General features: G+C 68.5%; 23 protein-coding genes. 14 read left to right on the forward strand and 9 right to left on the reverse strand.

All coding sequences use genetic code 11. The annotated features are described in order from the left end of the window. Positions 1–12: 12 nt before the first annotated feature. Both qcrC and ctaE read right to left on the reverse strand, forming a co-directional pair. Entirely contained in the window at positions 13–813 is an 801-nt protein-coding gene (gene qcrC, locus AC25YV_RS06205; RefSeq protein WP_488122969.1) for a cytochrome bc1 complex diheme cytochrome c subunit, read from the reverse strand. Between the two features lie 18 nt (positions 814–831). Next, entirely contained in the window at positions 832–1,473 is a 642-nt protein-coding gene (gene ctaE / locus AC25YV_RS06210; protein ID WP_488122970.1) for an aa3-type cytochrome oxidase subunit III, read from the reverse strand. 166 nt (positions 1,474–1,639) lie between these two features. Between ctaE and trpD the strand changes: the two genes are divergently transcribed. Genes trpD through AC25YV_RS06230 form a run of 4 tightly spaced genes read left to right on the forward strand, consistent with a single transcriptional unit; the run spans position 1,640 to position 5,577 of the window. Beyond that, complete coding sequence (gene trpD / locus AC25YV_RS06215) at positions 1,640–2,728, forward strand: anthranilate phosphoribosyltransferase (RefSeq protein WP_488122971.1); 1,089 nt, start codon at positions 1,640–1,642, stop codon at positions 2,726–2,728. 45 nt (positions 2,729–2,773) lie between these two features. Next, positions 2,774–3,259 carry an aromatic ring-opening dioxygenase LigA gene (locus AC25YV_RS06220; protein WP_488122972.1) on the forward strand — a complete coding sequence of 162 codons (486 nt, stop codon included), beginning with the start codon at positions 2,774–2,776 and terminating at the stop codon, positions 3,257–3,259. Between the two features lie 4 nt (positions 3,260–3,263). Then, positions 3,264–4,259 (forward strand): PHP domain-containing protein, encoded by a 996-nt coding sequence (locus tag AC25YV_RS06225; RefSeq protein ID WP_488122973.1) that lies wholly within the window; start codon positions 3,264–3,266, stop codon positions 4,257–4,259. Positions 4,260–4,278: 19 nt separating this feature from the next. Next, on the forward strand, positions 4,279–5,577 hold the full coding sequence (locus tag AC25YV_RS06230) for an MFS transporter (protein WP_488122974.1): 1,299 nt from the start codon (positions 4,279–4,281) through the stop codon (positions 5,575–5,577). 3 nt (positions 5,578–5,580) lie between these two features. Here AC25YV_RS06230 and AC25YV_RS06235 read toward each other — a convergent pair whose 3' ends face one another. From AC25YV_RS06235 to AC25YV_RS06245, 3 genes are all read right to left on the reverse strand, one after another. Beyond that, positions 5,581–6,513 (reverse strand): 5'-3' exonuclease, encoded by a 933-nt coding sequence (locus AC25YV_RS06235; RefSeq protein WP_488122975.1) that lies wholly within the window; start codon positions 6,511–6,513, stop codon positions 5,581–5,583. Between the two features lie 87 nt (positions 6,514–6,600). Then, positions 6,601–7,353 carry a hypothetical protein gene (locus AC25YV_RS06240; protein ID WP_488122976.1) on the reverse strand — a complete coding sequence of 251 codons (753 nt, stop codon included), beginning with the start codon at positions 7,351–7,353 and terminating at the stop codon, positions 6,601–6,603. Positions 7,354–7,361: 8 nt separating this feature from the next. Continuing rightward, a complete protein-coding gene (locus AC25YV_RS06245) occupies positions 7,362–7,904 on the reverse strand; it encodes a hypothetical protein (protein WP_488122977.1) in 543 nt (180 codons plus the stop codon). A gap of 105 nt (positions 7,905–8,009) precedes the next feature. Here AC25YV_RS06245 and AC25YV_RS06250 point away from each other — a divergent pair, with 105 nt between their 5' ends. After that, a complete protein-coding gene (locus tag AC25YV_RS06250) occupies positions 8,010–8,381 on the forward strand; it encodes a hypothetical protein (RefSeq protein WP_488122978.1) in 372 nt (123 codons plus the stop codon). Here AC25YV_RS06250 and AC25YV_RS06255 read toward each other — a convergent pair. Continuing rightward, entirely contained in the window at positions 8,371–9,408 is a 1,038-nt protein-coding gene (locus tag AC25YV_RS06255; protein WP_488122979.1) for an FUSC family protein, read from the reverse strand. The genes AC25YV_RS06250 and AC25YV_RS06255 overlap by 11 nt on opposite strands. A gap of 55 nt (positions 9,409–9,463) precedes the next feature. Between AC25YV_RS06255 and AC25YV_RS06260 the strand changes: the two genes are divergently transcribed. From AC25YV_RS06260 to AC25YV_RS06280, 5 genes are all read left to right on the forward strand, one after another. After that, on the forward strand, positions 9,464–10,513 hold the full coding sequence (locus tag AC25YV_RS06260; RefSeq protein WP_488122980.1) for a zinc-dependent alcohol dehydrogenase family protein: 1,050 nt from the start codon (positions 9,464–9,466) through the stop codon (positions 10,511–10,513). Next, positions 10,510–10,872: a TraR/DksA family transcriptional regulator gene (locus AC25YV_RS06265; RefSeq protein WP_488122981.1), complete on the forward strand. Its 363-nt coding sequence runs from the start codon at positions 10,510–10,512 to the stop codon at positions 10,870–10,872. Before AC25YV_RS06260 ends, AC25YV_RS06265 begins: the two co-directional genes overlap by 4 nt. Positions 10,873–11,061: 189 nt before the next feature. Further along, on the forward strand, positions 11,062–12,513 hold the full coding sequence (gene rpsA, locus AC25YV_RS06270; RefSeq protein WP_488122982.1) for a 30S ribosomal protein S1: 1,452 nt from the start codon (positions 11,062–11,064) through the stop codon (positions 12,511–12,513). Between the two features lie 158 nt (positions 12,514–12,671). Next, complete coding sequence (locus tag AC25YV_RS06275; RefSeq protein WP_488122983.1) at positions 12,672–14,342, forward strand: sensor histidine kinase; 1,671 nt, start codon at positions 12,672–12,674, stop codon at positions 14,340–14,342. Continuing rightward, positions 14,339–15,502, forward strand: a complete 1,164-nt coding sequence (locus AC25YV_RS06280; protein ID WP_488122984.1) for a hypothetical protein — start codon at positions 14,339–14,341, stop codon at positions 15,500–15,502. Before AC25YV_RS06275 ends, AC25YV_RS06280 begins: the two co-directional genes overlap by 4 nt. Here the strand turns inward: AC25YV_RS06280 and AC25YV_RS06285 are convergent. From AC25YV_RS06285 to AC25YV_RS06295, 3 genes are all read right to left on the reverse strand, one after another. Then, positions 15,492–16,256, reverse strand: coding sequence for a response regulator transcription factor (locus AC25YV_RS06285; protein WP_488122985.1), 765 nt, complete (start codon positions 16,254–16,256; stop codon positions 15,492–15,494). The genes AC25YV_RS06280 and AC25YV_RS06285 overlap by 11 nt on opposite strands. Before the next feature lie 110 nt (positions 16,257–16,366). After that, positions 16,367–16,558, reverse strand: a complete 192-nt coding sequence (locus AC25YV_RS06290) for a hypothetical protein (protein WP_488122986.1) — start codon at positions 16,556–16,558, stop codon at positions 16,367–16,369. Then, complete coding sequence (locus AC25YV_RS06295; protein ID WP_488122987.1) at positions 16,555–16,872, reverse strand: S24/S26 family peptidase; 318 nt, start codon at positions 16,870–16,872, stop codon at positions 16,555–16,557. Before AC25YV_RS06295 ends, AC25YV_RS06290 begins: the two co-directional genes overlap by 4 nt. A gap of 395 nt (positions 16,873–17,267) precedes the next feature. Here AC25YV_RS06295 and coaE point away from each other — a divergent pair, with 395 nt between their 5' ends. The 4 genes from coaE to uvrA all read left to right on the forward strand — a co-directional run bounded on the left by coaE (position 17,268) and on the right by uvrA (position 25,579). After that, on the forward strand, positions 17,268–17,888 hold the full coding sequence (gene coaE / locus AC25YV_RS06300) for a dephospho-CoA kinase (protein WP_488122988.1): 621 nt from the start codon (positions 17,268–17,270) through the stop codon (positions 17,886–17,888). Between the two features lie 53 nt (positions 17,889–17,941). After that, positions 17,942–20,038 (forward strand): excinuclease ABC subunit UvrB, encoded by a 2,097-nt coding sequence (uvrB, locus tag AC25YV_RS06305; RefSeq protein ID WP_488122989.1) that lies wholly within the window; start codon positions 17,942–17,944, stop codon positions 20,036–20,038. A 188-nt stretch (positions 20,039–20,226) separates the two neighbouring features. Further along, on the forward strand, positions 20,227–22,485 hold the full coding sequence (locus AC25YV_RS06310) for a 5'-nucleotidase C-terminal domain-containing protein (protein ID WP_488122990.1): 2,259 nt from the start codon (positions 20,227–20,229) through the stop codon (positions 22,483–22,485). Between the two features lie 238 nt (positions 22,486–22,723). Continuing rightward, a complete protein-coding gene (gene uvrA / locus AC25YV_RS06315) occupies positions 22,724–25,579 on the forward strand; it encodes an excinuclease ABC subunit UvrA (protein ID WP_488123424.1) in 2,856 nt (951 codons plus the stop codon). Positions 25,580–25,581: the final 2 nt, after the last annotated feature.

Raw genomic sequence — 25,581 nt, forward strand, 5'->3', positions numbered from 1 at the left:
TCGTCTGGTCGATCAGTTGGACTTCGCCGTGATCCACACGGTTATGGCGATGAGGCCGCCGATCCCGAAGATCCAGATGAAGAGTCCCTCTGAGACGGGACCGAGTGAACCGAGCGTGAAGCCGCCGACCGACTCGCTCTGCTGCAGATACAGCAGGTACGAGATGACGTCGCGCTTCTCTTCGGCCGTAAGCGTCATGTCGTTGAAGACCGGCATCGCCTGCGGGCCGGTGACCATCGCCGCATACATGTTGAGCGCCGAGGTCCCGTGCAGAGCAGGTGCGTACTTGCCCTCGGTGAGGGCGCCGCCGGCGCCCGCGACGTTGTGGCACATGGCGCAGTTGATGCGGAACAGATCGCCGCCCTCGGACAGGTTGCCCTCGCCGTCGAGCACCCGGTCGCTCGGGAAGCCAGGTCCCGGTGCGATGGACTGGATGTAGGAGCCGATCGCTTCGATCTGGGCATCGGTGAACTGCACGGGCTTCTGCGGAGCCTGCGGCCCCTGCATCTGCAGCGGCATGCGACCGGTGCTCATCTGGAAGTGCACGGCGAGCTCGCCGACGCCGTACAGCGACGGTCCGTCGGACGTGCCCTGCACGTCGAGGCCGTGGCAGGTCGCGCAGTTGGCGTCGAACAGCTTCTTGCCGTCGTCGACGGTCAGGACGGTCGTGGTCTGCGTGTCATCGGTCGCGGCCATCGCCGCAGATGCACCCGCATACAGGCCACCGGTCAGCAGCAGTCCGATTCCGACGACTGCGGCCGCAGCCAAGGGGCTGCGACGACCGTTCGAGCGGCGCGTCTTGTCTCGTGCCATGGGGGATTCAGCTCCGCTCTATTTCAGGAAGTAGATGACGAGGAACAGGGCGATCCAGACGACGTCGACGAAGTGCCAGTAGTACGACACGACGATCGAGGTGGTCATCTCCTTGCGCCCGAAGTTCTTGACGGCGTAGGCGCGTCCGATGACGAGGAGGAATGCGATGAGTCCTCCCGTCACGTGCAGGGCGTGGAAGCCCGTCGTGAGGTAGAAGGCCGAAGCGTAGGCGTCGGAGGCGATCGGCATGCCTTCGTACACGAGCTGCGCGTACTCCCACACCTGACCTGACACGAAGATCGCGCCCAGGATGAAGGTCAGCCAGAACCACTCGACCATGCCCCAGCCGAGCCAGCCGCGCTTCTTGTTCGAGTAAGGCTGGAACCGCTCGGCAGCGAACACCCCCATCTGGCACGTGACCGATGAGAGCACGAGGATGATCGTGTTCACGGTCGCGTAGGGGATGTTCAGCAGATCGGAGCGTTCGGCCCACAATTCGGGCGAAGTGCTGCGAAGGGTGAAGTAGATCGCGAAAAGGCCCGCGAAGAACATCACCTCGCTGCCGAGCCACACGATGGTGCCGACGGCGACCGGATCGGGTCGCTTAACGGACCTCATCGCCTGAGAGTACGTAGCTGGGGTGGTCGTCACGCTCCCCATTATTGCTGAAACTGCGCCGAGATTTTCCCACTCAGGTGGTTATCGCCACCCGAGTGCGGACTTAGGGGCGCCTAAGAGAACGCCGAGAGCGCGCTGTGAAGTGAATGAGGACGCGACCGGACGCCGCGCAGTCATGCGGCTGGCGCGGTGGGTAGGCTCTTTTCCCATGGTGGATCTGTACGCGTGGCCCGGCATTCTGACCTCGCTTCTCGAGCGACGTGACCTCAGCGTGTCGGAATCGACGTGGGCGATGCGACGCATCATGAACGGCGAGGCGACGCCGTCGCAGATCGCCGGCTTCCTGCTCGCGCTGCGAGCCAAGGGCGAGACGGTCGACGAGATCGTGGGCTTCCGCGACGCGATCCTCGAGGCCGCGCTGCCGCTCCCGGTCGACCCTGGCGTTCTGGACATCGTGGGCACGGGCGGCGACCGTTTCGGCACGGTGAACGTCTCGACGATGGCAGCGATCGTCGCCGCGGCATCCGGTGTTCCCGTGGTCAAGCACGGCAATCGTGCCGCGAGCTCGTCGTCGGGCTCCTCCGACGTGCTGGGTGCGCTGGGGATCGAGATCACCCTCAACCCCGACGCCGTCGCGCAGACGCTGGCGCGTGCCGGCATCGCGTTCGTGTACGCCTCGGCGTTTCACCCCGGCTTCCGGCACGCGGGAACGACGCGTGCCGAACTCGGTGTGCCGACGGTCTTCAACTTCTTGGGCCCCCTGTGCAACCCCGCGCGTGCCGAGGCCAACGCGGTGGGCGTCGCGCAGCTGGACCGGGTGCCGCTCATCACCGGCGTCTTCCGCACGCGCGGCGCGACGGCACTCGTCTTCCGCGGCGACGACGGACTGGATGAGCTGACCACGACCGGCCACAGCCGGTTGTGGGAGGTCAGCCGCGGCGACATTCACGAGCACGACGTCGACCCGCGCGACCTGGACATCCCCCTTGCCGAGATCGGCGATCTGCTCGGGGGCGATCCCGCGCACAACGCCGCGGTCGTGCGCCGCGTCATCGGCGGTGAGACGGGTGCGGTCCGTGACATCGTCCTGCTGAATGCGGCGGCGGGAATCGTCTCGTACCGGCTCTTCCGCGATCCCGCCCAGGTGCAGCGGTCCATGCTCGAGCGCCTCGCTGAGGCCCGCGACGAGGCGGCCGCGGCGATCGACAGCGGCGCCGCGCAGACGAAGCTCGACCAGTGGATCGAGGCGACACGCGCGTTGGCCGCGGGCGCGAGTGCTCTTCCGCAGGGGGGCTGACCGGGGCTAGCGTGAAAGCGGCAGCAACGACCTGAGGAGAACGCAATGAGCGATGCACCAGCAGCAGTCGAAGCCCCCGCCCGGAACCTCGGTGCAGTGAAGGTGGTGGGCACGCTCGGGATCGTGGGCGGCATCGTCCTCATCGTCGTCGGTGTCATCGTGTGGATCATGGTGTCGTCGCAGCTCCGTGCCGAGAACATCACGATCCCCGACGATGCGGCGGCATTCCAGGGACAGATCGTGCAGGGGCCGTTGACGGCCTATGTGCAGGCCGACATCATCCAGCACCACGCCCTGGAGGCCTCGGGCGGCAAGACGTATGCCGAACTGCCGCAGGACGACCCCGTGCGCGCGACGATGATGAACGCCTCGTTCCTGCGTGCCTCGCTGTTCACCTCGGTCGTCTCGTTCGGCGTCGCGGCGTTCGCGATGGGGATGGGCGTGCTGTCGATCCTGTTCGGCTGGGCTCTCAACCGAATAGCCGCGGCTCCTGTCGTCGTCAAGACCTCGAGGTTCGCCGCCGGAGCGTGAGGGCGTGAGGCCACACGACGCCCTCGCCGAGATCGCGACGCTCCTCGAGCGCGAGCGGTCGTCGCGCTACAAATCCAAAGCCTTCCGCGCGGCAGCCGACACCATCGCGCCGCTCACCGAGGACGAGCTGCGGGATGCCGCATCCTTGCGGCGACGAAAAGGCATCGGGGAATCCACGTTCGCGGTCATCCGGCAGGCTCTCGCCGGCGAGGTGCCCGAGTACCTCGTCGAGCTCCGTGAGCGCGCGGGCATCGAGCGCTCCTCGGCGCTGCGTGCGCTCCTGCGCGGCGACCTGCACGCGCACAGCGACTGGTCCGACGGGCTCACCTCGATCGACCTGATGGTCGATGCGGCCCGCCGATTGGGGCACGAGTACCTCGCACTGACCGACCACTCGCCACGGCTTCGCGTCGCGAACGGCCTGTCGCCCGAGCGGCTGCGCGCGCAGCTCGAGATCGTCGCGGGATTGAGCGACAACGGCTTCACGCTGCTGTCGGGTATCGAGGTCGACATCCTCGACGACGGTGCCCTCGACCAGGAACCAGGCCTGCTCGACGAACTCGACATCGTCGTGGCATCCGTGCACTCGAAGCTGCGGATGCAGCGCCGCCCGATGACGCGGCGCATCGTCGCGGCCGTGTCGAATCCGCGGGTCGACGTGCTCGGCCATGTCACGGGTCGCCTGGTCGAAGGGTCGCGGGGCACGCGGCCGCCATCGGATCTCGACGCGCGCGCCGTGTTCGCCGCATGCGCCGAGCGCGGTGTCGCCGTCGAGATCAACTCGCGCCCGGAACGCCAGGACCCGCCCGACGAGCTGATCGCGGTCGCGCTCGACGAAGGCTGCCTGTTCTCGATCGACTCGGATGCTCACGCGCCCGGCCAGCTGTCCCTGCTCGACTACGGCGCCGAGAGGGCAGAGCGAGCCGGCGTGCCCCCGGAGCGGATCGTGACGACCTGGCCGCTCGAGCGTCTGCGCGCGTGGACGCAGCGTCGCCGGTGACCGGGGATAGGCTCGCCGGATGAGCTCGTTCCCCGTTGCCGGAGGCGCGCGGCGGGGCATCCCCTGGCTTGTCGTGGCCGGTGTGCTCGTCGCCGCGCTGAGCCTTCGCGGACCCATCATCGCGCCGACCCCCGTGCTGCGCGAGATCGAGCACGACTACGGCGTCGGGTCCGTCGCGGCCGGGCTGCTCACGTCGCTGCCCGTGCTGATGTTCGCCGTGCTCACCCCGGTCGCGGCGATCATCATCCGGCGCACGGGCGCCGAGATCGCCCTCTTCACGTCGCTCGCGGGTGTGCTCGTCGGCACCTTCGTGCGCGCCATCCCGGGGTTCGGGTGGATGCTCGCGGGCATGGTCGTGATCGGAGCCTCGATCACGATCGGCAACATCGTCATCCCCGTGATCATCCGGCGCGACGTTCCGCCCGAACGGGTCGCGACGGTCACCGCGGCGTACGCGGCGGCGACGAACGTCGGCTCGCTCGTGACGGCGCTGTTCACGGTGCCGCTGGCTGACCTCGTGGGCTGGTCCTGGGCGCTGCTGATGTGGTCGGGTCTCACGCTCGGCGGGCTGGCGCTGTGGACCGTTCACGCGCGTCGGCAATGGCACGCAGGGGCAGAGGACCGTCTGTCGGGCGAACCGGCGGCGCATCGGGGCCCGCCGCGCTCGGCGGAAGAGCAGCGCACAGTGGAACTGGCCGAGACGATCACCGGCCCGCTGCCTGTCGTGGGGAGCCGCCGGGACGAACAAGGCATCCTGCGGCGGCCCATCGCGTGGCTGCTCGTGGGCGCGTTCGGTGCGCAATGCCTCATCTACTACGGGTTGACGACGTGGCTCCCGGCGCTCACGGCCGATGAGCTGGGCCTCGGTGCGTCGGCGGCCGGCGCGCTGTCGTCGCTCTACCAGGGAGCCGGCATCGCGGGCGCCTTCATCGTGCCGCTGCTGGCCCGCTACGCGCCGCGCTACGTGCCCGCCCTGACGATCTGCGCGTCCTGGCTCATTCTCACGGTGGGACTCGTCTTCGCGCCCGAGATGCTGTGGCTGTGGCTCATGATCGGCGCGGTCGGCCACGCGGGAGGCTTCGTCGTCGTCTTCACGGCGCTCATCGGCGTCTCGCGGTCCGACCGCGAAGCGGCGGGCATGTCGGCGTTCGTGCAGGGCGGTGGATATGCGCTCGGCGCCGCCGGCGGCCCGTTCATCGGATGGCTGCACGACGTCTCGGGCGGATGGAACACGCCGCTGGTCGTGTGCGTCGCACTGTCGGTGGTCTACTGCGGGCTGCTTCTGGCGGCGACGGCTCGCTCGACGCCGCTGCGCTGAGGATCAGACGCGGTCGAGCGCCGTGATGAGGCGGTTCATCGACGTGCCGAGACCGCGGCGTTCGGCCAGGGCCGTGGCATCCGTCTTCTGCTGATCGTCGAGCGGCCGCAGGCGGGCGTCGACATCGGGCAGGTCGAGGTCTCGCACGACGCCGACGACCGTGGGGGCGACCTCGAGGTACGGCAGAGCCGCCTCGATCTTGGCTCGGAGTCCCGCGGACATCCCCTCGCCCGCAGCGGCTGCGGCGATGACGCCGGCGATATCGCCGTGGGCCTGCAGCAGCTTCGCGGCGGTCTTGTCGCCGACGCCCGCGACGCCCGGCAGCCCGTCAGAGGCGTCGCCGCGCAGCGTCGCGAAGTCGGCGTACTGGTCGGGCCGCACGCCGTATCTGGTCATGACGACGTCGTCCGTCACGACGTCGAGATTGCTCATACCGCGCGCCGTGTAAATGACTCGCACGCCGCGCGCGTCGTCGACGACCTGAAAGAGATCGCGGTCGCCCGTCACGACATCGACGGGCATCTCGGCACGCGTTGCGAGTGTGCCGATGACGTCGTCGGCTTCGTGTTCGGCGGCCCCGACGACGACGATGCCGACCGCGGCGAGCGCTTCGCGGATCACCGGGACCTGCACTTCGAGCGGATCCGGGACCTCTTCGACATCGGGTGCGCCCGCGATGACCTCAGCGACGCGGTGGGTCTTGTACGAGGGGATGAGGTCCACGCGCCACTGCGGGCGCCAATCGTCGTCCCAGCAGGCGACGACGTGCGTCGGCTCGTACGTCGTCACGAGCTTCGTGATGATGTCGAGAAACCCGCGCACGGCGTTGACGGGCTGCCCATCGGGCGCCCGGACGGTGTCGGGTACGCCGAAGAACGCGCGGAAGTACAGCGACGCGGAGTCGAGTAGAAGCAGTTTCTGTGGACGGTGGGACACATCGACAGGGTACTGTCCGCCGAATCGCGAGGGGCAGTGGCGGTCGACGCGGTGGCTGTGGACGCGGTCGCCGTCGCGTCGACGCCGTCAGCAGCCGGGGCCGGGGGCTCCTTCACGGCACGTGCGGTCGACGAGGGCTGTCGACGCCTCGACGACGCGCACGCCGTAGCCCGGGCTCGTCGCGACGACGTGCCCGGGAACAGGGCGCCACGAGCCCGTGCCGAAATCGACGGATGCCGCATAGCGAACCGCCGCGGTCACGGTGTGTTCGCCGCGCCCGCGGTAGACATGGCTCGTCGCCGTCGGCGCGAACTGCGGCGCTCCGCTCGCCGCCCACGTCGTGCCGCCCGTCGGCGACGGATGCGATGTGCCGTCTCCGTAGTCGAAGACGAAGCCGACGGGCACGAACCGCACCGTGACATCCCACCCGAGGAGTTCACCTGCGATGCGCTGCTCGGATGCCGTCGCCACGAAGTTCGCCGGCAGCCCGGCGACCGCGAATCCGATCGGCTCACCCGCGAGCGAGGGTGCCGCCGGGCGGAACGACGCGAGATCGTCGATCGTGACGTCGGGGACCATGACGACGGAGTAGGTCGGGCGGCATCCCAGCGGCCCGCACGTCTCCGGGGCGGTGGGCAGGGCGAGTTCGGGGGCGGGCCGGTCGCTGCTGGGCGTGCTGGGCCCGGCGGAGCCGCCCGGCCGCATCGTGGATGCGCCGATCTCAACGGACGTGCCTGAGTTTGAAACGCAGTTTCCGGCCCAGCCTGCCGAGTTGCAGTCGTCGGGCAAGCCTGACCCGTTCATGAGTGCACCGGGCGTCGCAAGAAGCACAGTGACCACCCAGGCCCCTAGCGACCACATTCCGGTGCACCGTTTCGGCCTGCAATGCTCGAGATCCGCATCGGGTTGTCGTTCTCGCCGCTGGGTTGTGTCTGGAACGAGATCCGCATTGGTTGCACGTCCCAGCGGTCCGTACTCACCATGGATTCCCCCTCCTCCTCGACGAGGGTCACGTCCGCGACGTTCAAACACACGACCATTTCGAGCGTGCCGGCCGTTAGGTCGATGGGCCCACGTGCAACGAGGTCCACTGTTGTAACGCCCTCCACAGTCCAGGCATCGGCATGCATCCGTGAGAAGGATTCCCGCGCTCCCGCGTTCGCCTCGCCGGTCGTCCATGCGTACACCGCTTCGAACGTCTCGGGGTCGCTCAGATCCACCTGGTTCAGCGCATCGACGTATGCGCGGTAGGTCTCTTCTGCGGCGGCGAATGCGTCGGCCTCGGAAGAGAAGGCGGGTGAGGGCTCGGTGAGGTCGGAAGACGTGGCGCAGCCACCCAGCGCGAGCGCGAGGGCGCACGCGGCGGTGACGGAGCGAAGGCGGCTGAACACGCGACCACCGTAATCCGCAGCGCCGGTGCCGATGAGCACTTATCCACAGCCGGTGTTCCCGATCTCGCCCTGGCGCCGAGGCATCCGCACCGTCAGGCTGACCATATGAAGTTCACTCGCTTCGCCGCCGTCTGTGTGCTCGCCGTCTCGGCTCTCGCACTCACCTCGTGTTCCGGATCCGTCGAAGGAGACGTCATCGCTCCCGTCACGAAGGGGGCGGGCGAGCTCGAAGGCACGACGGTCGACCTCGTCGTCGGGCAGGTGCTCAACATCGACACGGGCGACCTCGCCGTCGACAGCTATACCGCGACGATCGCCGACCCCGCCGTCGCCGAGTTCGTGGAGGGATACGCAGACGCCACGGCGACGTTCAATCCCGGCATCACGGCGCTCGCCGAGGGCGAGACCGAAGTGACGCTCGAGAACTCCGACGGCGGCATCCCAGACGTCGTCTTCACGGTGCGCGTCACCGAGTAGGTTCCGCCGGCGCGCTCAACGTCTCATGGATGCGGCGGAGGTCCTCGAGCAGGGATCCGATCAGCATCCAGTGGGAGGAGTCCGGCATGTGCACCGTCAGCGGTGACGTGAGTGCCGGCTCGCGGTCGTCGACGGGCAGGTGCTCCGGATCGACGGCCACGAGCTGCACGTCGTGCGCTGCGCGCCGCAGTTGCTGCGCGATGTCGTGCACGACGGGCTCGTCGTGCACCGATGGGTCGTAGTGGTCCGCGAAGGCGCGCGTCATGCCGATCGTCTGCGTCACGATGGGCGCGAAGCGGTCCAGCTGCGCCTGCGCCTCGGCGAGGTCAGCGCGGTGCCGCGTGCCGCGCGGGTTGAGCGTAAGGGAGTCGCCGGCCTCGGCGAGCGCGGAGCTGGCCTTGTCGCGCATGGGGCGCATCAGTCGCGCGGTGAGGAGCAGTTCCTGCACCTGTTCCGGCGTCTGCGGCTGCTCGAGTGCGACCGCGAGGCGGTCGAGCGACGCGGCGAGCTCGGCGGCGAGCGCCTCGACGGCGTGACGGGCGGGCACGACGGCGACGGGCGGCACGAGGGCGAGGCTGATGATGATCCCGACGACGGCGCCCAGCAGCGTCTCGACGATCCGGTCGACGGCGTATCCTGGGCTGCTGCCGCCGAGCGCGAGCACGAGCAGAGCGCTGATGGCCACCTGGTTGGCCGTGCCCGCCGTCATCCGGAGCCCCCACGCCAACAGCAAGGCGATGACGGTCGCGAGCAGGATCACCCACGTCGAACCGCCGAGCAGGATCCCGAGCGCCAACGCGACGGCGACGCCGGCGATCACGCCGATAGACCGCTCGACCGCCTTGGCGAGCGACTGGTTGACGCTCGGCTGCACGACCAGGAGCGCGGCGATCGCGGCGAAGACCGGCGGCGGGCCGGGAACGAGCCAGCCCGCGATGAGCCACGCGGCGATGGTCGCCAGAGCAGACTTGGCCACCTGCAGGGCCGGCGTGCGCCGGGGAGCGCGGAAGGCGGCGGTCATGCGCATGGCCCGAGCGTAGGCCGCGGCACCCCGCCGCGAAACCCGGCGTAGCATCGTCCCCATGCGCGCCACTGTCATCCACGCTGCCCGCGACATCCGCGTCGAGGAGGTGCCCGACCCCGAACTCTCGACGGGACGCGATGCGATCGTGCGCGTCCTCGCTGCGTGCGTCTGCGGCTCCGACCTGTGGCCGTATCGCGGCGTCACGGCGACCGATGAACCGCGGCGGATCGGCCATGAGTTCGTCGGCGTCGTCGAGGCGGTCGGTCCCGAGGTCGAGAACGTGCGCCCCGGCGATTTCGTCATCGCACCGTTCTATGTGTGCGACGGCACGTGCGTGAACTGCCGCAACGGCGTGAGCACGTCGTGCCTCGCGGGCGGCTGGTGGGGTCGCGACGACCGCTTCGGCGGATTCGCCGACGGCGGCCAGGGTGAGCGCGTGCGCGTTCCCCTCGCCGACGGCACGCTCGCGGTCGTGCCCGGCCCGATCGCCGACGAAGAGATCCCGGGCCTCCTCGCCCTCAGCGACGTCATGGGCACGGGCCACCACGCCGCGGTGTCGGCAGGCGTCACCGCCGGCGACACCGTCGTCGTCGTGGGCGACGGCGCCGTCGGCCTGTGCGCCGTCATCGCGGCCAAGCGACTCGGCGCCGCCACGATCATCGCGATGTCGCGGCATCCGCGTCGTCAGGAGCTCGCGCGTGAATTCGGGGCCACCCACATCGTCGAGGAGCGCGGTGACGAAGGCGTTGCGGCCGTTCGCGAGCTGACCGACGGCATCGGCGCCGACCGTGTGCTCGAGTGCGTCGGCACGAAGGAGTCGATGGACCAGGCGCTTCGCTCCACGCGTCCGGGCGGCATGGTCGGGTACGTGGGAGTGCCCAACGGCGGGCCCGAGCTGCCGATCGGGCGCATGTTCGAGCGCAATGTCGGCGTCAACGGGGGAGTCGCGCCCGTGCGCGGCTACATCGAAGAGCTGCTGCCCGACGTGCGCTCCGGTCGCATCCAGCCGGGCCGCGTCTTCGACCTCACCCTGCCGCTGGCCGAGGCCCCCGAGGCGTATGCCGCGATGGACGAGCGCCGCGCCGTGAAGGTGCTGCTGCAGCCGTGACGACGGATGCCGCGACGCACGTGCGCGGAGCGCTCGAGACGCTGCGCGCCGAACTCGACGAACGCATCAGTCGTCTCGACGAGACGCTCGCTCAGTTGCGCGCCGACCGCGGGGCCGAGACCGCCGACGACGAGCACGACCCCGAGGGCGCGCCCCTTTCGGCGGAGTGGTCGCGGCTTGCGGGGCTGCGCGCCGACGCCGCCCGAGAACGCGACGAGACCGAGGCCGCACTCGCGCGGAGCGCCACCGACGGCTTCGGGATCTGCACGGATTGCGGCACCGCGATTCCGCTCGCCCGTCTCGTCGCGCGACCGACCGCGACACGCTGCGTTCCGTGCGCGACGAAGGCCGGTTCATGACCTCGCGGCCCTCGGCGCCGTTCTGATACCCTGGAATGTCACTTCTGTGGCTCTCCCGTCACGTCCCGGTATCGGGTGCGTGACATCGCACGAAAACAATCCGCTTCGCTTCGGCTGACAATTCGTTCGCGTCCGCGTGTACGAAGAAGCCGAGCCCGAGACCCCCAACCCACAAGGACAACCCACTACATGACTAGCGCAACGACCGCCCCGGCCACCAAGCAGATCGCAATCAACGACATCGGCTCTGCTGAGGACTTCCTGGCCGCGGTCGAACTGACCATCAAGTCCTTCAACGACGGCGACCTCATCGAAGGCACCGTCGTGAAGGTCGACCGCGACGAGGTCCTCCTCGATGTCGGCTTCAAGACCGAGGGTGTCATCCCTTCTCGCGAGCTCTCGATCAAGCACGACGTCGACCCCAACGAGGTCGTCAAGGTCGGCGATGAGGTCGAGGCCCTCGTTCTCCAGAAGGAGGACAAGGAAGGCCGCCTCATCCTGTCCAAGAAGCGCGCACAGTACGAGCGCGCGTGGGGCGACGTCGAGAAGATCAAGGAAGACGACGGCGTCGTCACCGGTTCTGTCATCGAGGTCGTCAAGGGCGGTCTCATCGTCGACATCGGCCTGCGTGGGTTCCTCCCCGCATCGCTCATCGAGCTGCGCCGTGTCCGCGATCTGACGCCGTACCTCGGCCAGGAGATCGAGGCCAAGATCCTCGAACTCGACAAGAACCGCAACAACGTCGTGCTCTCGCGCCGCGCTCTGCTCGAGCAGACGCAGTCCGAGTCGCGCTCGAACTTCCTCAACAACCTGCACAAGGGCCAGGTCCGCAAGGGCACGGTCTCGTCGATCGTCAACTTCGGTGCGTTCGTCGACCTGGGTGGCGTCGACGGTCTCGTCCACGTCTCCGAGCTGTCGTGGAAGCACATCGAGCACGCGTCTGAGGTCGTCGAGGTCGGTCAGGAAGTCACCGTCGAGATCCTCGAGGTCGACCTGGACCGCGAGCGCGTCTCGCTCTCCCTCAAGGCGACGCAGGAAGACCCGTGGCAGGTGTTCGCCCGCACACACGCGATCGGTCAGGTCGCTCCGGGCAAGGTCACCAAGCTCGTGCCGTTCGGTGCGTTCGTTCGGGTCGCCGACGGCATCGAGGGCCTCGTGCACATCTCGGAGCTCTCCGGCAAGCACGTCGAGCTCGCCGAGCAGGTCGTGTCGGTCGGCGAAGAGGTCTTCGTCAAGATCATCGACATCGACCTCGAGCGTCGCCGCATCTCGCTCTCGCTCAAGCAGGCGAACGAGTCGGTCGACCCCTTCGGTACCGAGTTCGACCCCGCCCTCTACGGCATGGCCACCGAGTACGACGACAACGGGGAGTACAAGTACCCCGAGGGCTTCGACTCGGAGACCAACCAGTGGAAGGAAGGCTTCGACGAGCAGCGCGAGAAGTGGGAGCAGGAGTACGCCGCTGCCCACTCGCGCTGGGAGGCGCACAAGGCTGCCGTCACGAAGGCAGCCGAGGCCGAGGCCAACGCCCCCGCCGACACGGGCGCTTCGTCGTCGAGCTTCACCTCCGAGGCCGGCGGCGGAACGCTCGCCGACGACGAGGCGCTCGCTGCGCTCCGCGAGAAGCTCTCGGGTCGCTGATCCGACACTGCTGATCGAGGACTAGCTCCTCGACACCGCCAAGAGGCCAGGACCTTCGGGTCTTGGCCTCTTCGGCGTATCCGGCACTCCGGGTGCGCACCCCGCGGCATCCGGAGTGCCGGGCAACGCCGCGCCCGCCCGCGCGGTAGCGTCGCATCATGTCTTGGCCGCCCGCCCTTCGCCGCGTCGGTCGCGCGCAGTTCGAGGACCGCACGCGCGCCCGGACGACGGTGCTCAACCAGCTGCTGCTGGGCGCTGTCGTGCTCATCATCACGCTCATCGCCATCATCGGCGACTTCCCCGGTAACACGCCCATGTTCTTCGCCGCGGTGCTCGTCGTGTTCATCGGAGCCGGCGTGGCGATCGCGGTGCCGTGGAACAGCCTCCCGCAGGGGGTGAGCGTCGTCCTGCCGCTCGTCGATGTCGCAGCGATCGCGGTCATGCGCGAATCCAGCCCGACGGCGGGTTTCGGAATCCTCTGGATCTTTCCCGCGATGTGGCTCGCATCGGGCTTCGGCTTGGTGGGCCTGTTCGTGTCGATCCTCACGATCTGCGCGGTCTACGGATTCCAGACATTCCTGCCGGGTCGGCCGCTGACGTTCTCGGCGCTGCTGCTGCCGGTCGCCGTCGTCGCCCTGTCCACGACGAGTTACCTCACGGCGAGGCGCTCGCGCGTGCAGCGGATCCTGCTCGACAGCCAGACGCGGATCCTGGGCCAGGCTCTGGAAAACGCCCGCGAGCAGGAGCAGACCGTGACGAGCGTTTTGGATGCCGTCGACTTCGGCATCATCCGCGTGGCGGAGGACGGCCGCGTCGCGGTGCGCAACGACGCGCACGGGCGCCTGCAGCGCGCCAAGGACACGCGAGCCGAACAGGAGGCGACGACCCTCGTGCCCGCGTATGCCCGCGACGGGATCACGCTTCTGCCCTCCGAAGAGCAGCCCCTCGCCCGGGCGATGCGCGGTGAGACGTTCGACGACGAGGTCATCTGGTTCGGCGAGCCCGGTGAACAGCGCCGTGCGCTCAACGTGACCGCGCGACGCCTGAGCGACGATGACGGGCAGGCGACGGGAACAGTCATCGTCTCGCGCGACATCACGACGGAGCTCATCGCGGTGCGCGCCCGCGAAGACCTCGTGGCGTCGGTATCGCACGAACTGCGCACGCCACTCACCGCGATCGTCGGCTACCTCGACCTCGTGCTCGATGAAGACCTGTCGCCGTCGGCGCGCCGTGGGCTCGAAGTCGCCGAGCGCAACGCGCACCGGCTGCTCTCGATCGTGTCCGACATCCTCGCGGCATCCAGCTCCGACCGCACGACGGTCGAGCTCAGCATCCGCCCGCAGCAGACCGACATCGCCTCGATCGCGACGGCCGCGATCGAGCTGCAGGATCCTCGCGCCGCGGAGCGCGGCATCCGAATCGATTCCACGGGCGTCGAGAGCGCCGTCGCGTTCGTCGACGCGTCGCGCATCCGTCAGGTGCTCGACAATCTGCTCTCGAACGCTGTCAAGTACAACAAGGACGGCGGGACGATCGAAGTGGGCACGACGAGCGACGACGTGCACGCGTGGATCGTCGTGCGGGATTCGGGCCGCGGGATCTCCGACTCCGAGATGCCGCGGCTGTTCCACAGGTTCTTCCGCTCCGATGCCGTGCGCATGACTTCGACGCACGGGAGCGGACTGGGGCTCGCGATCAGCCGGGACATCGTCCGCTCTCACGGAGGCGAGATCACGGTGCAGAGCGAACTGGGGTCGGGAACGACATTCGTGGTGCGGCTGCCCCTGGGCGCGCACCGCGTCGAACCATCGGAAGGAACCGAATGACCCTCGACCTTTTCTCCGTCGCGGTGATGACAGCTGTCGTCGTCGTCGCCAGTAGCGTCGTGTTCATCACGGGATCGATTCTGCGGCGCGACGACGGCGCGGGTCGCATGTGGGGCCTGGCGTTCCTCGCCGCCGTGCTGACCTCGGTCAGCTATCTGATCTGGACGACGGCTCCGGATGCCTGGTGGGCGATCGCGATCGGCAATGGGGCCTTCGTGGTGATCCCGGGCTGCATCTGGCTCGGATGCCGCGCCTACAACGCGCGACGGCTGCTCGTGGCGGGTCTCATCGTTGCCGCCGCCGCGGTTGCGGCCGTCATCGCTGTTCTCATCGCGGGGCCAGGGGGCGGAGCGTGGGCCGGCGCGCCTGTCCTGTTCGTCGGCATCCTCGTCTTCGCAGCCCTCGGCGCCGCCGAGAGCCTTCGCGATGAGATGGGGAGCAACCGCAACGCGTGGAGCCTCGTCGCGGTGCTGGGGTTCCAGTCCGCGTACTACCTCGTGCGCACCGTCGTGTTCCTCGTCGCCGGCCCGGACAGCGAGATCTTCCGCACGTGGCTGGACACGATCGCCACGAGCTTCGTCACGATCCTGACCACGATCGTCGCGGTCGTCGTCGCCTCGGTGCTGCTGTCGGACCGCGCCGGATCCGTCGGGGTGGTTGCCTCGCGCGGTCTCACCCTCACCGATGACGACGTGCTGCCCGAGATGTCCTTCGCCTACGTGCTGCTCGGGATGAGCGGTCGCGCGCGACGCCGGGGCGAACTCGTCGGCGTCATCTCGGTGCGCATCGACGACCTGCCGGCGATCTCGACGGCGTTCGGGACCGAGGCGGCCTCGAGCGTCGCCGACGCCTTCCGCACGGTCGTGCGGCGCTTCGCTCCCACGAGCGCGTTCGTCGGCCACGACGGGGCGACGGGCCTCTTCGTCGGCATCCAGCCAGGGTCGGCAGCCGACGCGCGGCGCACGGCGGAGCGCATACGTCGGGGGCTCTTCGACGAGCTGAGCGGCGTCGTCGGCGCTGTGATCCCGGTCGTAGGCGTCAGCGTCGCGCTCAGTGACACGACCGGCTACGAGCCCGCCACGCTCATGAGCGCGGCACGCCGCGCGGCGATGGACGCCGCGCGCGGCTCGGATGCTTCGGTCGTCGTGGTCAGCGTGTGAGGCGGTAGCCCACGCCGCGGACGGTCTCGATCCACCGGGGCTGCGTCGGCCGTTCGCCGAGCTTTCGGCGCACGTTGGCCATGTGCACCTCGATCGCGCGGGCGTCCGCGTCGCTCACGAACTCACTCGCCCCGTGGTGGTCACCGCGCAGCATGAGAGCCAGCTCGCTCTTGCTGACGACGCGGCCACGCGCGGTGAGCAGGCCGGCGACGATGTCGAACTCGCTGCGCGTCAGGTCGAGGTTCTGCCCGTCGCGCACCGCGATCCGCATGCCGGGGTGCACGCGCAGTCCCCGATGCCCGAGCCATCCGTCGTCCGGATCCTCCGCAAGGGCAGGGGAGGGCAGCGGGGTGTCGATCGCCGCGTCACCCGAGGCGGTGTGCACGCGGGGGCGGCGCAGCATCGCTTCGATGCGCGCGCGAAGCTCACGGGGCCGGAACGGCTTGGTGATGTAATCGTCCGCGCCGGATTCGAGCCCCTGCAGGGCATCGATCTCTTCGCTGCGCGCCGTGAGCATCACGATGTAGGTGTTGCTGATGGCGCGGATCCGCTTTGCGGTCTCGAACCCGTCGATGCCGGGCATGCTGACATCCAATGTCGTCACGACGGGTTGCGTGGTCCGCACGAGCTCGATCCCATCGAGTCCGGACCCGGCCGCGTGCACCGTGAAGCCCGCGGATTCGAGCACGTCAGTCAGGAGCTGCCGGATGTCGGCTTCGTCCTCGATCACGACGGCGACACGGCTGTCCGGCACCTGCACACCTCCGGTATCAGACGGGTCGCTCTCGGTCGGCGAATCGACAACGGTGATGATATCCCAGAAGCGGTGCCGGAACGCGTTGGCTGGAGTGGGCGAGTTCACCGTCAGGTGACCGGATTCGTGGACGGCGCGGCGCCCGCCCCGACCCCCAGGATCAGAGCGAGCGCCGCGGACAGCGCCGCGATGCCGGAGCGCGCACGGCCCTGCGCGCCAGCGGACCCACCGGCCGACGCCCCCGCGTCGGCCGGAGTCGCGGCCCCCACCGCAACGTGGTCCACGGTGGTCGCACGGCTCATCGCGCAACCTCCGGCAGAAGTGCTCCCGAGTCCCCGGCTTTTCGGGTTCCGCGGGACTCGGGAGCGGGGATCAGTCTGGTCGGCCCGAGGAGAGCGACGAGACTGATCAGCATGGGCATCGTGTCGCCCTTCGTCGTGGTAACCCCGCCGTCCCCCGCGGCGGTGATCGTCACGACGCGGTGCGCCACGAGTGTGCTCGTGAGCTCGCTGGGCAAGCTCACGATGTCGCGGAACCCCAGATCCGCAACGGGCTTCTTCGTAGTGAGGACCGGGTCGTCCGTCGTGGTCTCCGGCTCCAGGGAACCCGAGATCACGACGGACGCCCTGATCACGCCGGCGGCGGTGGACCCCAGGCGACACCGCTTGCGCCTCCCAGGACGGCGAGCGCCCACGGGGGAGACCGGTGCGAGGCTGCGTGGTGCCAGCATGTCGGTCTCCTGTCGGTCTCGTGTCGTTCGGAAGCAGAGGTACGTCACGCCGGGGCTTCGCCCGCGGCGGTGACGATGATCCTGCCGGTCTTGCCCTTCCCCCGTGGTGCGGGACCGGCGAGGTGTTTCGGCGATGAATCGAACGTATGGCGGCTACCGCAAGGGCGCCTTGAGTAAGCCTCAGCACCGCCCAAAGATCCACTCCTTGAGCAAAACCTGAGGTTCATGCAGATGAATACGCATGCGTCCGGTGATGCCGGCGCGCGTGGCATGCTCGTGCCATGCCGCTCATCGCTCTCACCGGCGGGATCGCGTCGGGCAAGTCCACGATCGCCGCGCGTCTTGCCGAACTCGGTGCCGTGATCGTCGATGCGGACCAGATCGTCCGCGACGTACAGCGCCCGGGCTCTCCGGTCCTCGCGGAGATCGCCGAGCAGTTCGGCGATGACGTGGTTCTTCCCGACGGGTCCCTCGATCGCCCCGCTCTCGCGGCGCGGGCTTTCGGGAACCCTGCCGACGTCGCCCGCCTCAACGCCATCGTGCATCCTGCCGTGGCGACGGCGTCGCAGCGCCGCTTCGCTGCGGCCTTCGCCGACCGTGCCGACGCCGTCGTCGTGTACGACGTGCCGCTGCTCGTCGAGGCTCGCGTCGGCGACCCCTGGGACCTGATCGTCGTCGCCCACGCGCCGGTCCACGTGCGCCGAGCACGGATGGTCGACCTGCGGGGAATGACCGAGACGGATGCCGACGCCCGGCTCGCGTCTCAGGTCTCGGATGCCGCACGCCTGGCGATCGCGGATGTCGTCATCGACACAGCAGGGACGGTGGGGGAGACCCTGCGGCAGGTCGATGCGCTGTGGGACGCGCTCCCACAGCACATCGCGGCGCGCGCCGCCGGCTGACGTTTCGAGGCCGATCCCGCCCGGATGTCTGAGCCCGCGCCTACGCTGGAAGGGTGCAGACGACGCGATCCGTGCGGCCCTTCGAAGTCATCAGCGACTTTTCCCCGTCCGGCGATCAGCCTCAGGCGATCGCCGAGCTCGCGGCGCGCATCAATGCGGGTGAGACCGATGTCGTCCTGCTGGGCGCCACCGGAACCGGAAAGTCGGCGACGACAGCCTGGCTCATCGAAGCAGTCCAGCGCCCCACTCTCGTGCTCGCGCACAACAAGACCCTCGCGGCGCAGCTCGCCAACGAGTTCCGTGAGCTCTTGCCCAACAACGCCGTCGAGTACTTCGTGTCGTACTACGACTACTACCAGCCCGAGGCGTACGTGCCGCAGACCGATACCTTCATCGAGAAGGACTCGTCGATCAACTCCGAGGTCGAGCGGTTGCGTCACTCGACGACGAATTCGCTGCTGAGCCGCCGCGACGTCGTCGTGGTGTCCACGGTGTCGTGCATCTACGGTCTCGGTTCGCCCGAAGAGTATCTGCGGGCGATGGTCGCACTGCAGCGGGGCGAGCGGTACGACCGCGACGCTCTCATCCGCAAGTTCATCGCGATGCAGTACAACCGCAACGACGTCGACTTCTCGCGCGGCAACTTCCGCGTTCGCGGCGACACGATCGAGATCATCCCGGTGTACGAGGAGTACGCCGTGCGCATCGAGATGTTCGGTGACGAGATCGAGGGGCTGTACATGCTGCACCCCCTCACGGGTGAGGTGGTGCAGAAGCTCGACTCCGTGCCGATCTTCCCCGCGACGCACTACGCGGCCGGGACCGACACCGTTCAGCGCGCGATCGGCACGATCGAGCACGAGCTGAGCGAGCGGCTGCGTGAGCTCGAGTCGCAGAACAAGCTGCTCGAGGCGCAGCGGCTGCGCATGCGCACGACGTTCGATCTCGAGATGCTGCAGCAGCTGGGCTTCTGCTCGGGCATCGAGAACTACTCGCGCCACCTCGACGGCCGCTCCCCGGGCGAGCCGCCGCACACGCTGCTGGACTTCTTCCCCGATGACTTCCTCATGGTCATCGACGAATCGCACGTCGCGGTGCCCCAGATCGGTGCCATGTACGAAGGCGACGCGTCACGCAAGCGCACTCTCGTCGAGCACGGCTTCCGCCTTCCCAGCGCCCTCGACAACCGGCCGCTGCGCTGGGACGAGTTCAAGAACCGTGTCGGGCAGACCGTCTACCTCTCGGCGACGCCGGGCCGTTACGAGATGGGCATCGCCGACGGCGTCGTCGAGCAGATCATCCGCCCGACCGGACTGGTCGACCCTCAGATCGTCGTCAAGCCGTCCAAGGGGCAGATCGACGACCTGCTCGAAGAGATCCGCCTGCGCGTCGAGCGCAATGAGCGTGTGCTCGTGACGACGCTGACGAAGAAGATGGCCGAAGAGCTCACCGACTTCCTCGGCGAGCACGGCGTGCGGGTGCGCTATCTGCACTCCGACGTCGACACGCTGCGGCGTGTCGAGCTGCTCAGCGAACTGCGCGCCGGGGTCTACGACGTGCTCGTGGGGATCAACCTGCTGCGCGAAGGGCTCGACCTGCCCGAGGTCTCGCTCGTGGCGATCCTCGACGCCGACAAAGAGGGGTTCCTGCGCAGCGGCACCTCGCTCATCCAGACGATCGGCCGCGCGGCGCGCAACGTCTCGGGTGAAGTGCACATGTACGCCGATCGGATGACCGATTCGATGCGCAACGCAATCGAAGAGACCGACCGACGTCGTGACAAGCAGCTCGCGTACAACAAAGAGCACGGTATCGATCCGCAGCCCCTGCGCAAGCGCATCGCAGACATCACCGACGCCCTGGCGCGCGAGGCATCCGACACCGACCGGATGCTGTCGCGCCGAGACTCGTCGCGCGTCGCGTCGGGCAAGGGCAAGGCACCGACCCCACGGTCACTCAGTTCGAAGGGCCGGCGCGAGGGGATCGCGGCCGAGGGTGCCGAGCAGCTCGAGGCGACGATCGCCGACCTCAGCGCGCAGATGCTCGTCGCGGCCGAAGAGCTCAAGTTCGAGCTTGCGGCGCGACTCCGCGACGAAGTGCAGGACCTCAAGCGCGACCTGCGCGCCATGGAGCGCGCGGGGCACGCGTAGCCGTCGCCTGCATGCATCGCACAGAACCGGCCGGTGTCGGCGGAGGCGGTGTGTGAGCACCCTCTCATATTGCTATCGCGTCGCGGTGCGCAGATTTAGGCTCGGCATCCGGAGCGTCACGTCGTGGTGATCACGCGCGAACGTGTCTGCCCGATTCCACCCCCAGAGGAAGCAGTCACATGCCACACATGTCACAACCCCGGCGCGCTGCGGCACGCCGACGCCTTGCGGTCGGAGCGGCATTCGCCACCGCAGCGCTCGCCGCCGGCACCCTCGTCGCCGCCCCGGCTCAAGCCGCCGATCCCGTCACGGTCAACCTCGTGACGATGAACGACTTCCACGGCCGTATCGGGGCCGCCGCACCCGCCGGCGGCGCTGCCGCGCTGGCGACGGCCGTGAAGTCGTTCCGCGACGCCAACGACAACACGATCTTCGCTGCGGCGGGCGACTTGATCGGTGCGTCGACGTTCGAGTCCTTCATCCAGCAGGATCTGCCGACGATCGAGGCGCTCAACGCCGCGGGACTTGACGTCAGCGCGGCCGGAAACCACGAGTTCGACGGCGGGTGGGCCGACCTGCGTGATCGCGTGCAGAACGCCGCGGACTGGGAGTACATCAGCGCGAACGTCTGGGACACCGAGACCGATGACCATGCGCTGGCGCCGTACTGGGTGCGCACCGTCGACGGTGTGTCGGTCGGCTTCATCGGAGCGGTGACGGAAGACCTGCCGTCACTGGTCAACCCCGCAGGCATCGCGACGCTCGATGTGCGCCCGATCGTCTCGAGCGTCAACGCCGTCGCCGCCGATCTCAGCGATGGCGACGCCTCGAACGGGGAGGCCGATGTCGTCGTGCTGCTCGTGCACGAGGGTGCGGAGGACACCTCCTACGCGACGGCGACCGACCCGGCGACGGGCTTCGGCGCGATCGTGAACGGCGTGGGTCCCGAGGTCAACGCGATCGTCTCCGGGCACACCCACCTGGCGTATTCGCACGAAGTGCCCTACGCGGGGGACACGGGACTGCGGCCCGTCATCTCGTCGGGGCAGTACGGCGAGAAGTTCAGCAACATGGTCATCACGATCGACCCCGAGACGAAGACCGTGCAGTCGATGGACAACACCGTCTACAGCATGTACGACGCGGGGGGCGCGGCCGCCTACGTGCCCGACCCGACCGTGACGGCCATCGTCGATCAGGCGGTCGCCGACGCGGCTCAGCTCGGAGCCGCCCCGCTCGGCACTCTCTCGGCAGACATCAACCGCGCCAAGCTTCGCAACGGCACGACCGAGAACCGCGGCGCCGAATCGACGCTCGGCAACTTCGTCGCCGACGCGCAGCTGTGGGCCGTGCAGCGCACCGATCCGACGGCGCAGATCGCGTTCATGAACCCGGGGGGTCTGCGCACCGACATGACGTACGCTCCCGACGGTGTGCTCACGTACCGTGAGGCCGCGAACGTCCAGCCGTTCGCCAACACCCTCGTCGCATTGACCCTGACGGGGAGGCAGATCACCGCGCTGCTCGAGCAGCAGTGGCAGCCGGCCGGAGCCGCGCGACCCTTCCTCAAGCTCGGCATCTCGTCAGGGTTGACGTACACCTTCGACCCCGCGGCGCCCGAGGGCAGCCGCGTCGCGAACGTGCAGTTCGAGGGCGCTCCGATCGATCCCACGGCCGGATACCGCGTGGTGGCGAACTCGTTCCTGGCCTCGGGTGGGGACAACTTCGCCGTGTTCCCGGAGGGAACCGCGCGAGCAGACACCGGCCAGGCTGACCTCGCGGCGATGGTCGACTACATGGCGTTCGTCGGCACGGCCTCGCCCGACTACGCGCAGCGTTCGATCGGGCTCGCGCTGTCGGCACCGCCCGCGGGCGGCTACACCGCCGGCTCGACGATCGACGTCTCGCTCTCGTCACTGGACTTCTCGACGACCGAGCCGAAAGCCGACACGGTGTCGGTGGCGATCGGCGGCACCGTCGTCGGCACAGCGCCCGTGGATTCCACGGTGAGTGACGCGGTGCTCGACGTCACAGGAACCGCGAACCTGTCGGTCATCGTGCCGACCGGTGTGAGCGGCACGGTGCCGCTGACGATCACGACGCTGGCGGGAACGGCGATCGAGGTGCCGATCACGGTCGCCGAACCGGTCGCCAAGAGCGCGACGATCACGCTCGGAGTGCCGAGTCGGATCCTCGCCAAATACGGCGCGGCGATTCAGTACAACGTCGCCGTCATCGCCGGGAAAGGCGTTCCCGCGGGCGAGGTCGTGATCTTCGACGGCAACCGCCGCATTGCGACGGCGACCCTGACGGCGAAGGACCGCGGAGTCGTCTCGGTGAAGCTGCCCACCCTGAGTCGCGGGGTGCACCTGCTCTCGGCGACGTACGCCGGAAGCGACGCGCACGACACGTCGCAGAGCTTCCGTCTGCCCGTCATCGTGTGGTGACGAACGGTCGGTGACCGAATGGATGCCGCAGGCCCAGGCCGGCGGCATCCATTCGTCGTCCGTGCGGATTCGCGCGAGGCGAACACGCTTTCGATCCCATGTCCGAGGCCCCGCCTAAACTTGTCGGGTGCCCATCGTCCCCGTCGTCACGCCCGATCACACGCCCGGAGGCTCCGGTTCGAGCCACGTCGTCGCGCGTCCCTTCCCCGCGTCCGGACACGGGAGCGGCACGCTCAGCGTGCGCGGTGCTCGCGTGCACAACCTCAAGAACGTCGACCTCGACATCCCGCGCGATTCGCTCGTCGTCTTCACGGGTCTGTCCGGCTCGGGCAAGTCGAGCCTCGCGTTCGACACGATCTTCGCCGAGGGGCAGCGTCGCTACGTCGAATCACTGAGCGCCTACGCGCGGCAGTTCCTCGGACAGGTCGACCGCCCCGACGTCGACTTCATTGAAGGGCTCAGCCCTGCCGTGTCGATCGACCAGAAATCGACCAACCGCAACCCGCGCTCCACGGTCGGCACGATCACCGAGATCCACGACTACATGCGTCTGCTGTGGGCGCGCATCGGCGTGCCCCACTGCCCCGAGTGCGGCGAGCGCATCCAGCGGCAGACGGTGCAGCAGATCGCCGACCAGCTGATGGAGCTCCCCGAGCGCACGCGCTACCAGGTCGTCGCCCCCGTCGTATCCCAGAAGAAGGGCGAATTCGTCGACCTCTTCGCAGAGCTCGGCGCGAAGGGGTACGCCCGGGCGATCGTCGACGGCGAGCTCATCCAGCTCGCCGAGCCGCCGAAGCTCAAGAAGAGCTACAAGCACGACATCGCCGTCGTCGTCGACCGGCTCGTCGCGGGCCCGGACATCCTCAGCCGGGTCACCGATTCCGTCGAGACGGCACTGGGTCTGGCCGGCGGCATCGTGCAGGTCAATTTCGTCGACGAAGAGGGCGACGACGCGTGGCAGTCGTTCTCCGAGAAGCTCGCGTGCCCGAACGGCCACGCGCTGCAGCTGACCGAGATCGAGCCGCGCACCTTCTCGTTCAACGCGCCGTTCGGCGCCTGTCCCGCCTGCTCCGGGCTGGGTACCCGCATGTCGGTCGACGTCGAGCTCATGCTCGGTGATGAGGAGCTCTCGATCAGCGAGGGTGTCCTGGTGCCGTGGACGACGCAGGGCAAGGGGCTCTACCAGTACTACGAGCGGCTGCTCGAAGGCCTCGCACGCGACCTCGATTTCTCGCTCGATACGCCGTGGAAAGACCTGCCCGAATCGGTGCGCGAAGCCGTGCTGCGAGGCGAGGACTACAAAGTCTCCGTCAAATGGCGCAACCGCTACGGCCGTGAGATGCGTTACACGTCGGGGTTCGAGGGCGTCGTCCCATACATCGAACGGCAGTACCTGCAGGCCGAGTCCGACACGCAGCGGCAGCGGTGGTCCGAGTACCTGCGCGAAGTGCCGTGTCCGGTCTGCAACGGTGATCGACTCAAGCCCGAAGTCCTCGCGGTGCTCGTGCACGGCCACTCCATCGCCGATGCGTCGCGGTTGAGCCTCGCCGAGTCGCGGGAGTTCTTCGCGACGCTCGAACTGACCGAGCGCGAAGCGCAGATCGCTGCTGCCGTGCTGCGCGAGATCCGCGCACGCCTCGACTTCCTCCTCCAAGTGGGGCTCAACTATCTGAGTCTCGGCCGGTCGGCCGGCTCGCTGTCAGGCGGCGAAGCGCAGCGCATCCGCCTCGCGACGCAGATCGGCTCGGGGCTGACGGGCGTGCTGTACGTGCTCGATGAGCCCTCGATCGGCCTGCACCAGCGTGATAACCGACGGCTCATCGAGACCCTGGTCACTCTGCGCGACCTCGGCAACACCCTCATCGTCGTCGAGCACGACGAAGAGACGATCCACGCGGCCGACTGGGTCGTCGACATCGGGCCGCGTGCCGGTGTCGACGGCGGCGAGGTGGTGCACTCGGGTCCGCTCGCTTCGCTCCTCGAGGACTCCGCCTCGATCACGGGCGACTACCTCGCCGGGCGCCGCGAGATCCCGATCCCGGCGAAGCGGCGCAAGATCGACAAGAAGCGTCAGATCACGGTCGTCGGGGCGCGAGAGAACAACCTCAAGAACATCACGGTCGACTTCCCGCTCGGCGTGCTGACGGCCGTGACGGGTGTCAGCGGCTCGGGCAAGTCGACGCTGGTCAACGGCATCCTCTACGAAGTCCTCGCGAGCCGTCTCAACGGCGCACGCCGCGTCGCGGGCAAGCACACGCGCGTGACGGGGCTCGACAACCTCGACAAGGTCGTGCACGTCGACCAGGCGCCGATCGGACGCACACCCCGATCCAACCCCGCGACCTACACGGGCGTGTTCGACCGCGTCCGCTCGCTGTTCAGCGACACGCCCGAAGCAAAGGCTCGGGGCTACCAGCCCGGCCGGTTCAGCTTCAACGTGAAAGGCGGCCGGTGCGAGGCGTGCTCGGGCGACGGCACGATCAAGATCGAGATGAACTTCCTGCCCGATGTGTACGTCGATTGCGAGGTGTGCCATGGCAAGCGGTACAACCGCGACACGCTGTCGGTGCACTACAAGGGCAAGAACATCGCCGAAGTGCTCGAGATGCCGATCGCCGAGGCCGCCGAGTTCTTCGAGCCGATCCAGGCGATCCACCGCTACCTCAAGACCCTCGTCGATGTGGGTCTCGGCTACGTTCGACTCGGCCAGTCCGCCACGACGCTGTCCGGCGGTGAGGCGCAGCGCGTCAAGCTCGCGACAGAGCTGCAGCGCCGGTCGAACGGCCGCTCGATCTATGTGCTCGACGAGCCGACGACGGGTCTGCACTTCGAAGACGTCGCCCGCCTGCTCGAAGTGCTCAACAGCTTGGTCGACAAGGGCAACACCGTCATCGTGATCGAGCACAACCTCGACGTCATCAAGTCGGCCGACTGGGTCATCGACCTCGGTCCCGAGGGTGGCGCCGGCGGCGGCGAGGTCATCGCGACGGGCACGCCTGAGCGCGTCGCCCGTGCCGAGGGCAGCCACACCGGCGTCTTCCTCGCCGAAGTGCTCGAGGGTCAAGGACCGGGTATCCAGCGCAAGGCGGGCTGACG

Source organism: Microbacterium sp. Y832 (assembly GCF_057669765.1).

Coding starts and splice junctions, on each gene's coding strand:
- qcrC (WP_488122969.1), bottom strand. CDS start 813: ATGGCACGAGACAAGACGCGCCGCTCGAACGGTCGTCGCAGCCCCTTG.
- ctaE (WP_488122970.1), bottom strand. CDS start 1,473: ATGGGGAGCGTGACGACCACCCCAGCTACGTACTCTCAGGCGATGAGG.
- trpD (WP_488122971.1), top strand. CDS start 1,640: ATGGTGGATCTGTACGCGTGGCCCGGCATTCTGACCTCGCTTCTCGAG.
- AC25YV_RS06220 (WP_488122972.1), top strand. CDS start 2,774: ATGAGCGATGCACCAGCAGCAGTCGAAGCCCCCGCCCGGAACCTCGGT.
- AC25YV_RS06230 (WP_488122974.1), top strand. CDS start 4,279: ATGAGCTCGTTCCCCGTTGCCGGAGGCGCGCGGCGGGGCATCCCCTGG.
- AC25YV_RS06250 (WP_488122978.1), top strand. CDS start 8,010: ATGAAGTTCACTCGCTTCGCCGCCGTCTGTGTGCTCGCCGTCTCGGCT.
- AC25YV_RS06255 (WP_488122979.1), bottom strand. CDS start 9,408: ATGCGCATGACCGCCGCCTTCCGCGCTCCCCGGCGCACGCCGGCCCTG.
- AC25YV_RS06260 (WP_488122980.1), top strand. CDS start 9,464: ATGCGCGCCACTGTCATCCACGCTGCCCGCGACATCCGCGTCGAGGAG.
- rpsA (WP_488122982.1), top strand. CDS start 11,062: ATGACTAGCGCAACGACCGCCCCGGCCACCAAGCAGATCGCAATCAAC.
- AC25YV_RS06275 (WP_488122983.1), top strand. CDS start 12,672: ATGTCTTGGCCGCCCGCCCTTCGCCGCGTCGGTCGCGCGCAGTTCGAG.
- AC25YV_RS06280 (WP_488122984.1), top strand. CDS start 14,339: ATGACCCTCGACCTTTTCTCCGTCGCGGTGATGACAGCTGTCGTCGTC.
- AC25YV_RS06290 (WP_488122986.1), bottom strand. CDS start 16,558: ATGAGCCGTGCGACCACCGTGGACCACGTTGCGGTGGGGGCCGCGACT.
- coaE (WP_488122988.1), top strand. CDS start 17,268: ATGCCGCTCATCGCTCTCACCGGCGGGATCGCGTCGGGCAAGTCCACG.
- AC25YV_RS06310 (WP_488122990.1), top strand. CDS start 20,227: ATGTCACAACCCCGGCGCGCTGCGGCACGCCGACGCCTTGCGGTCGGA.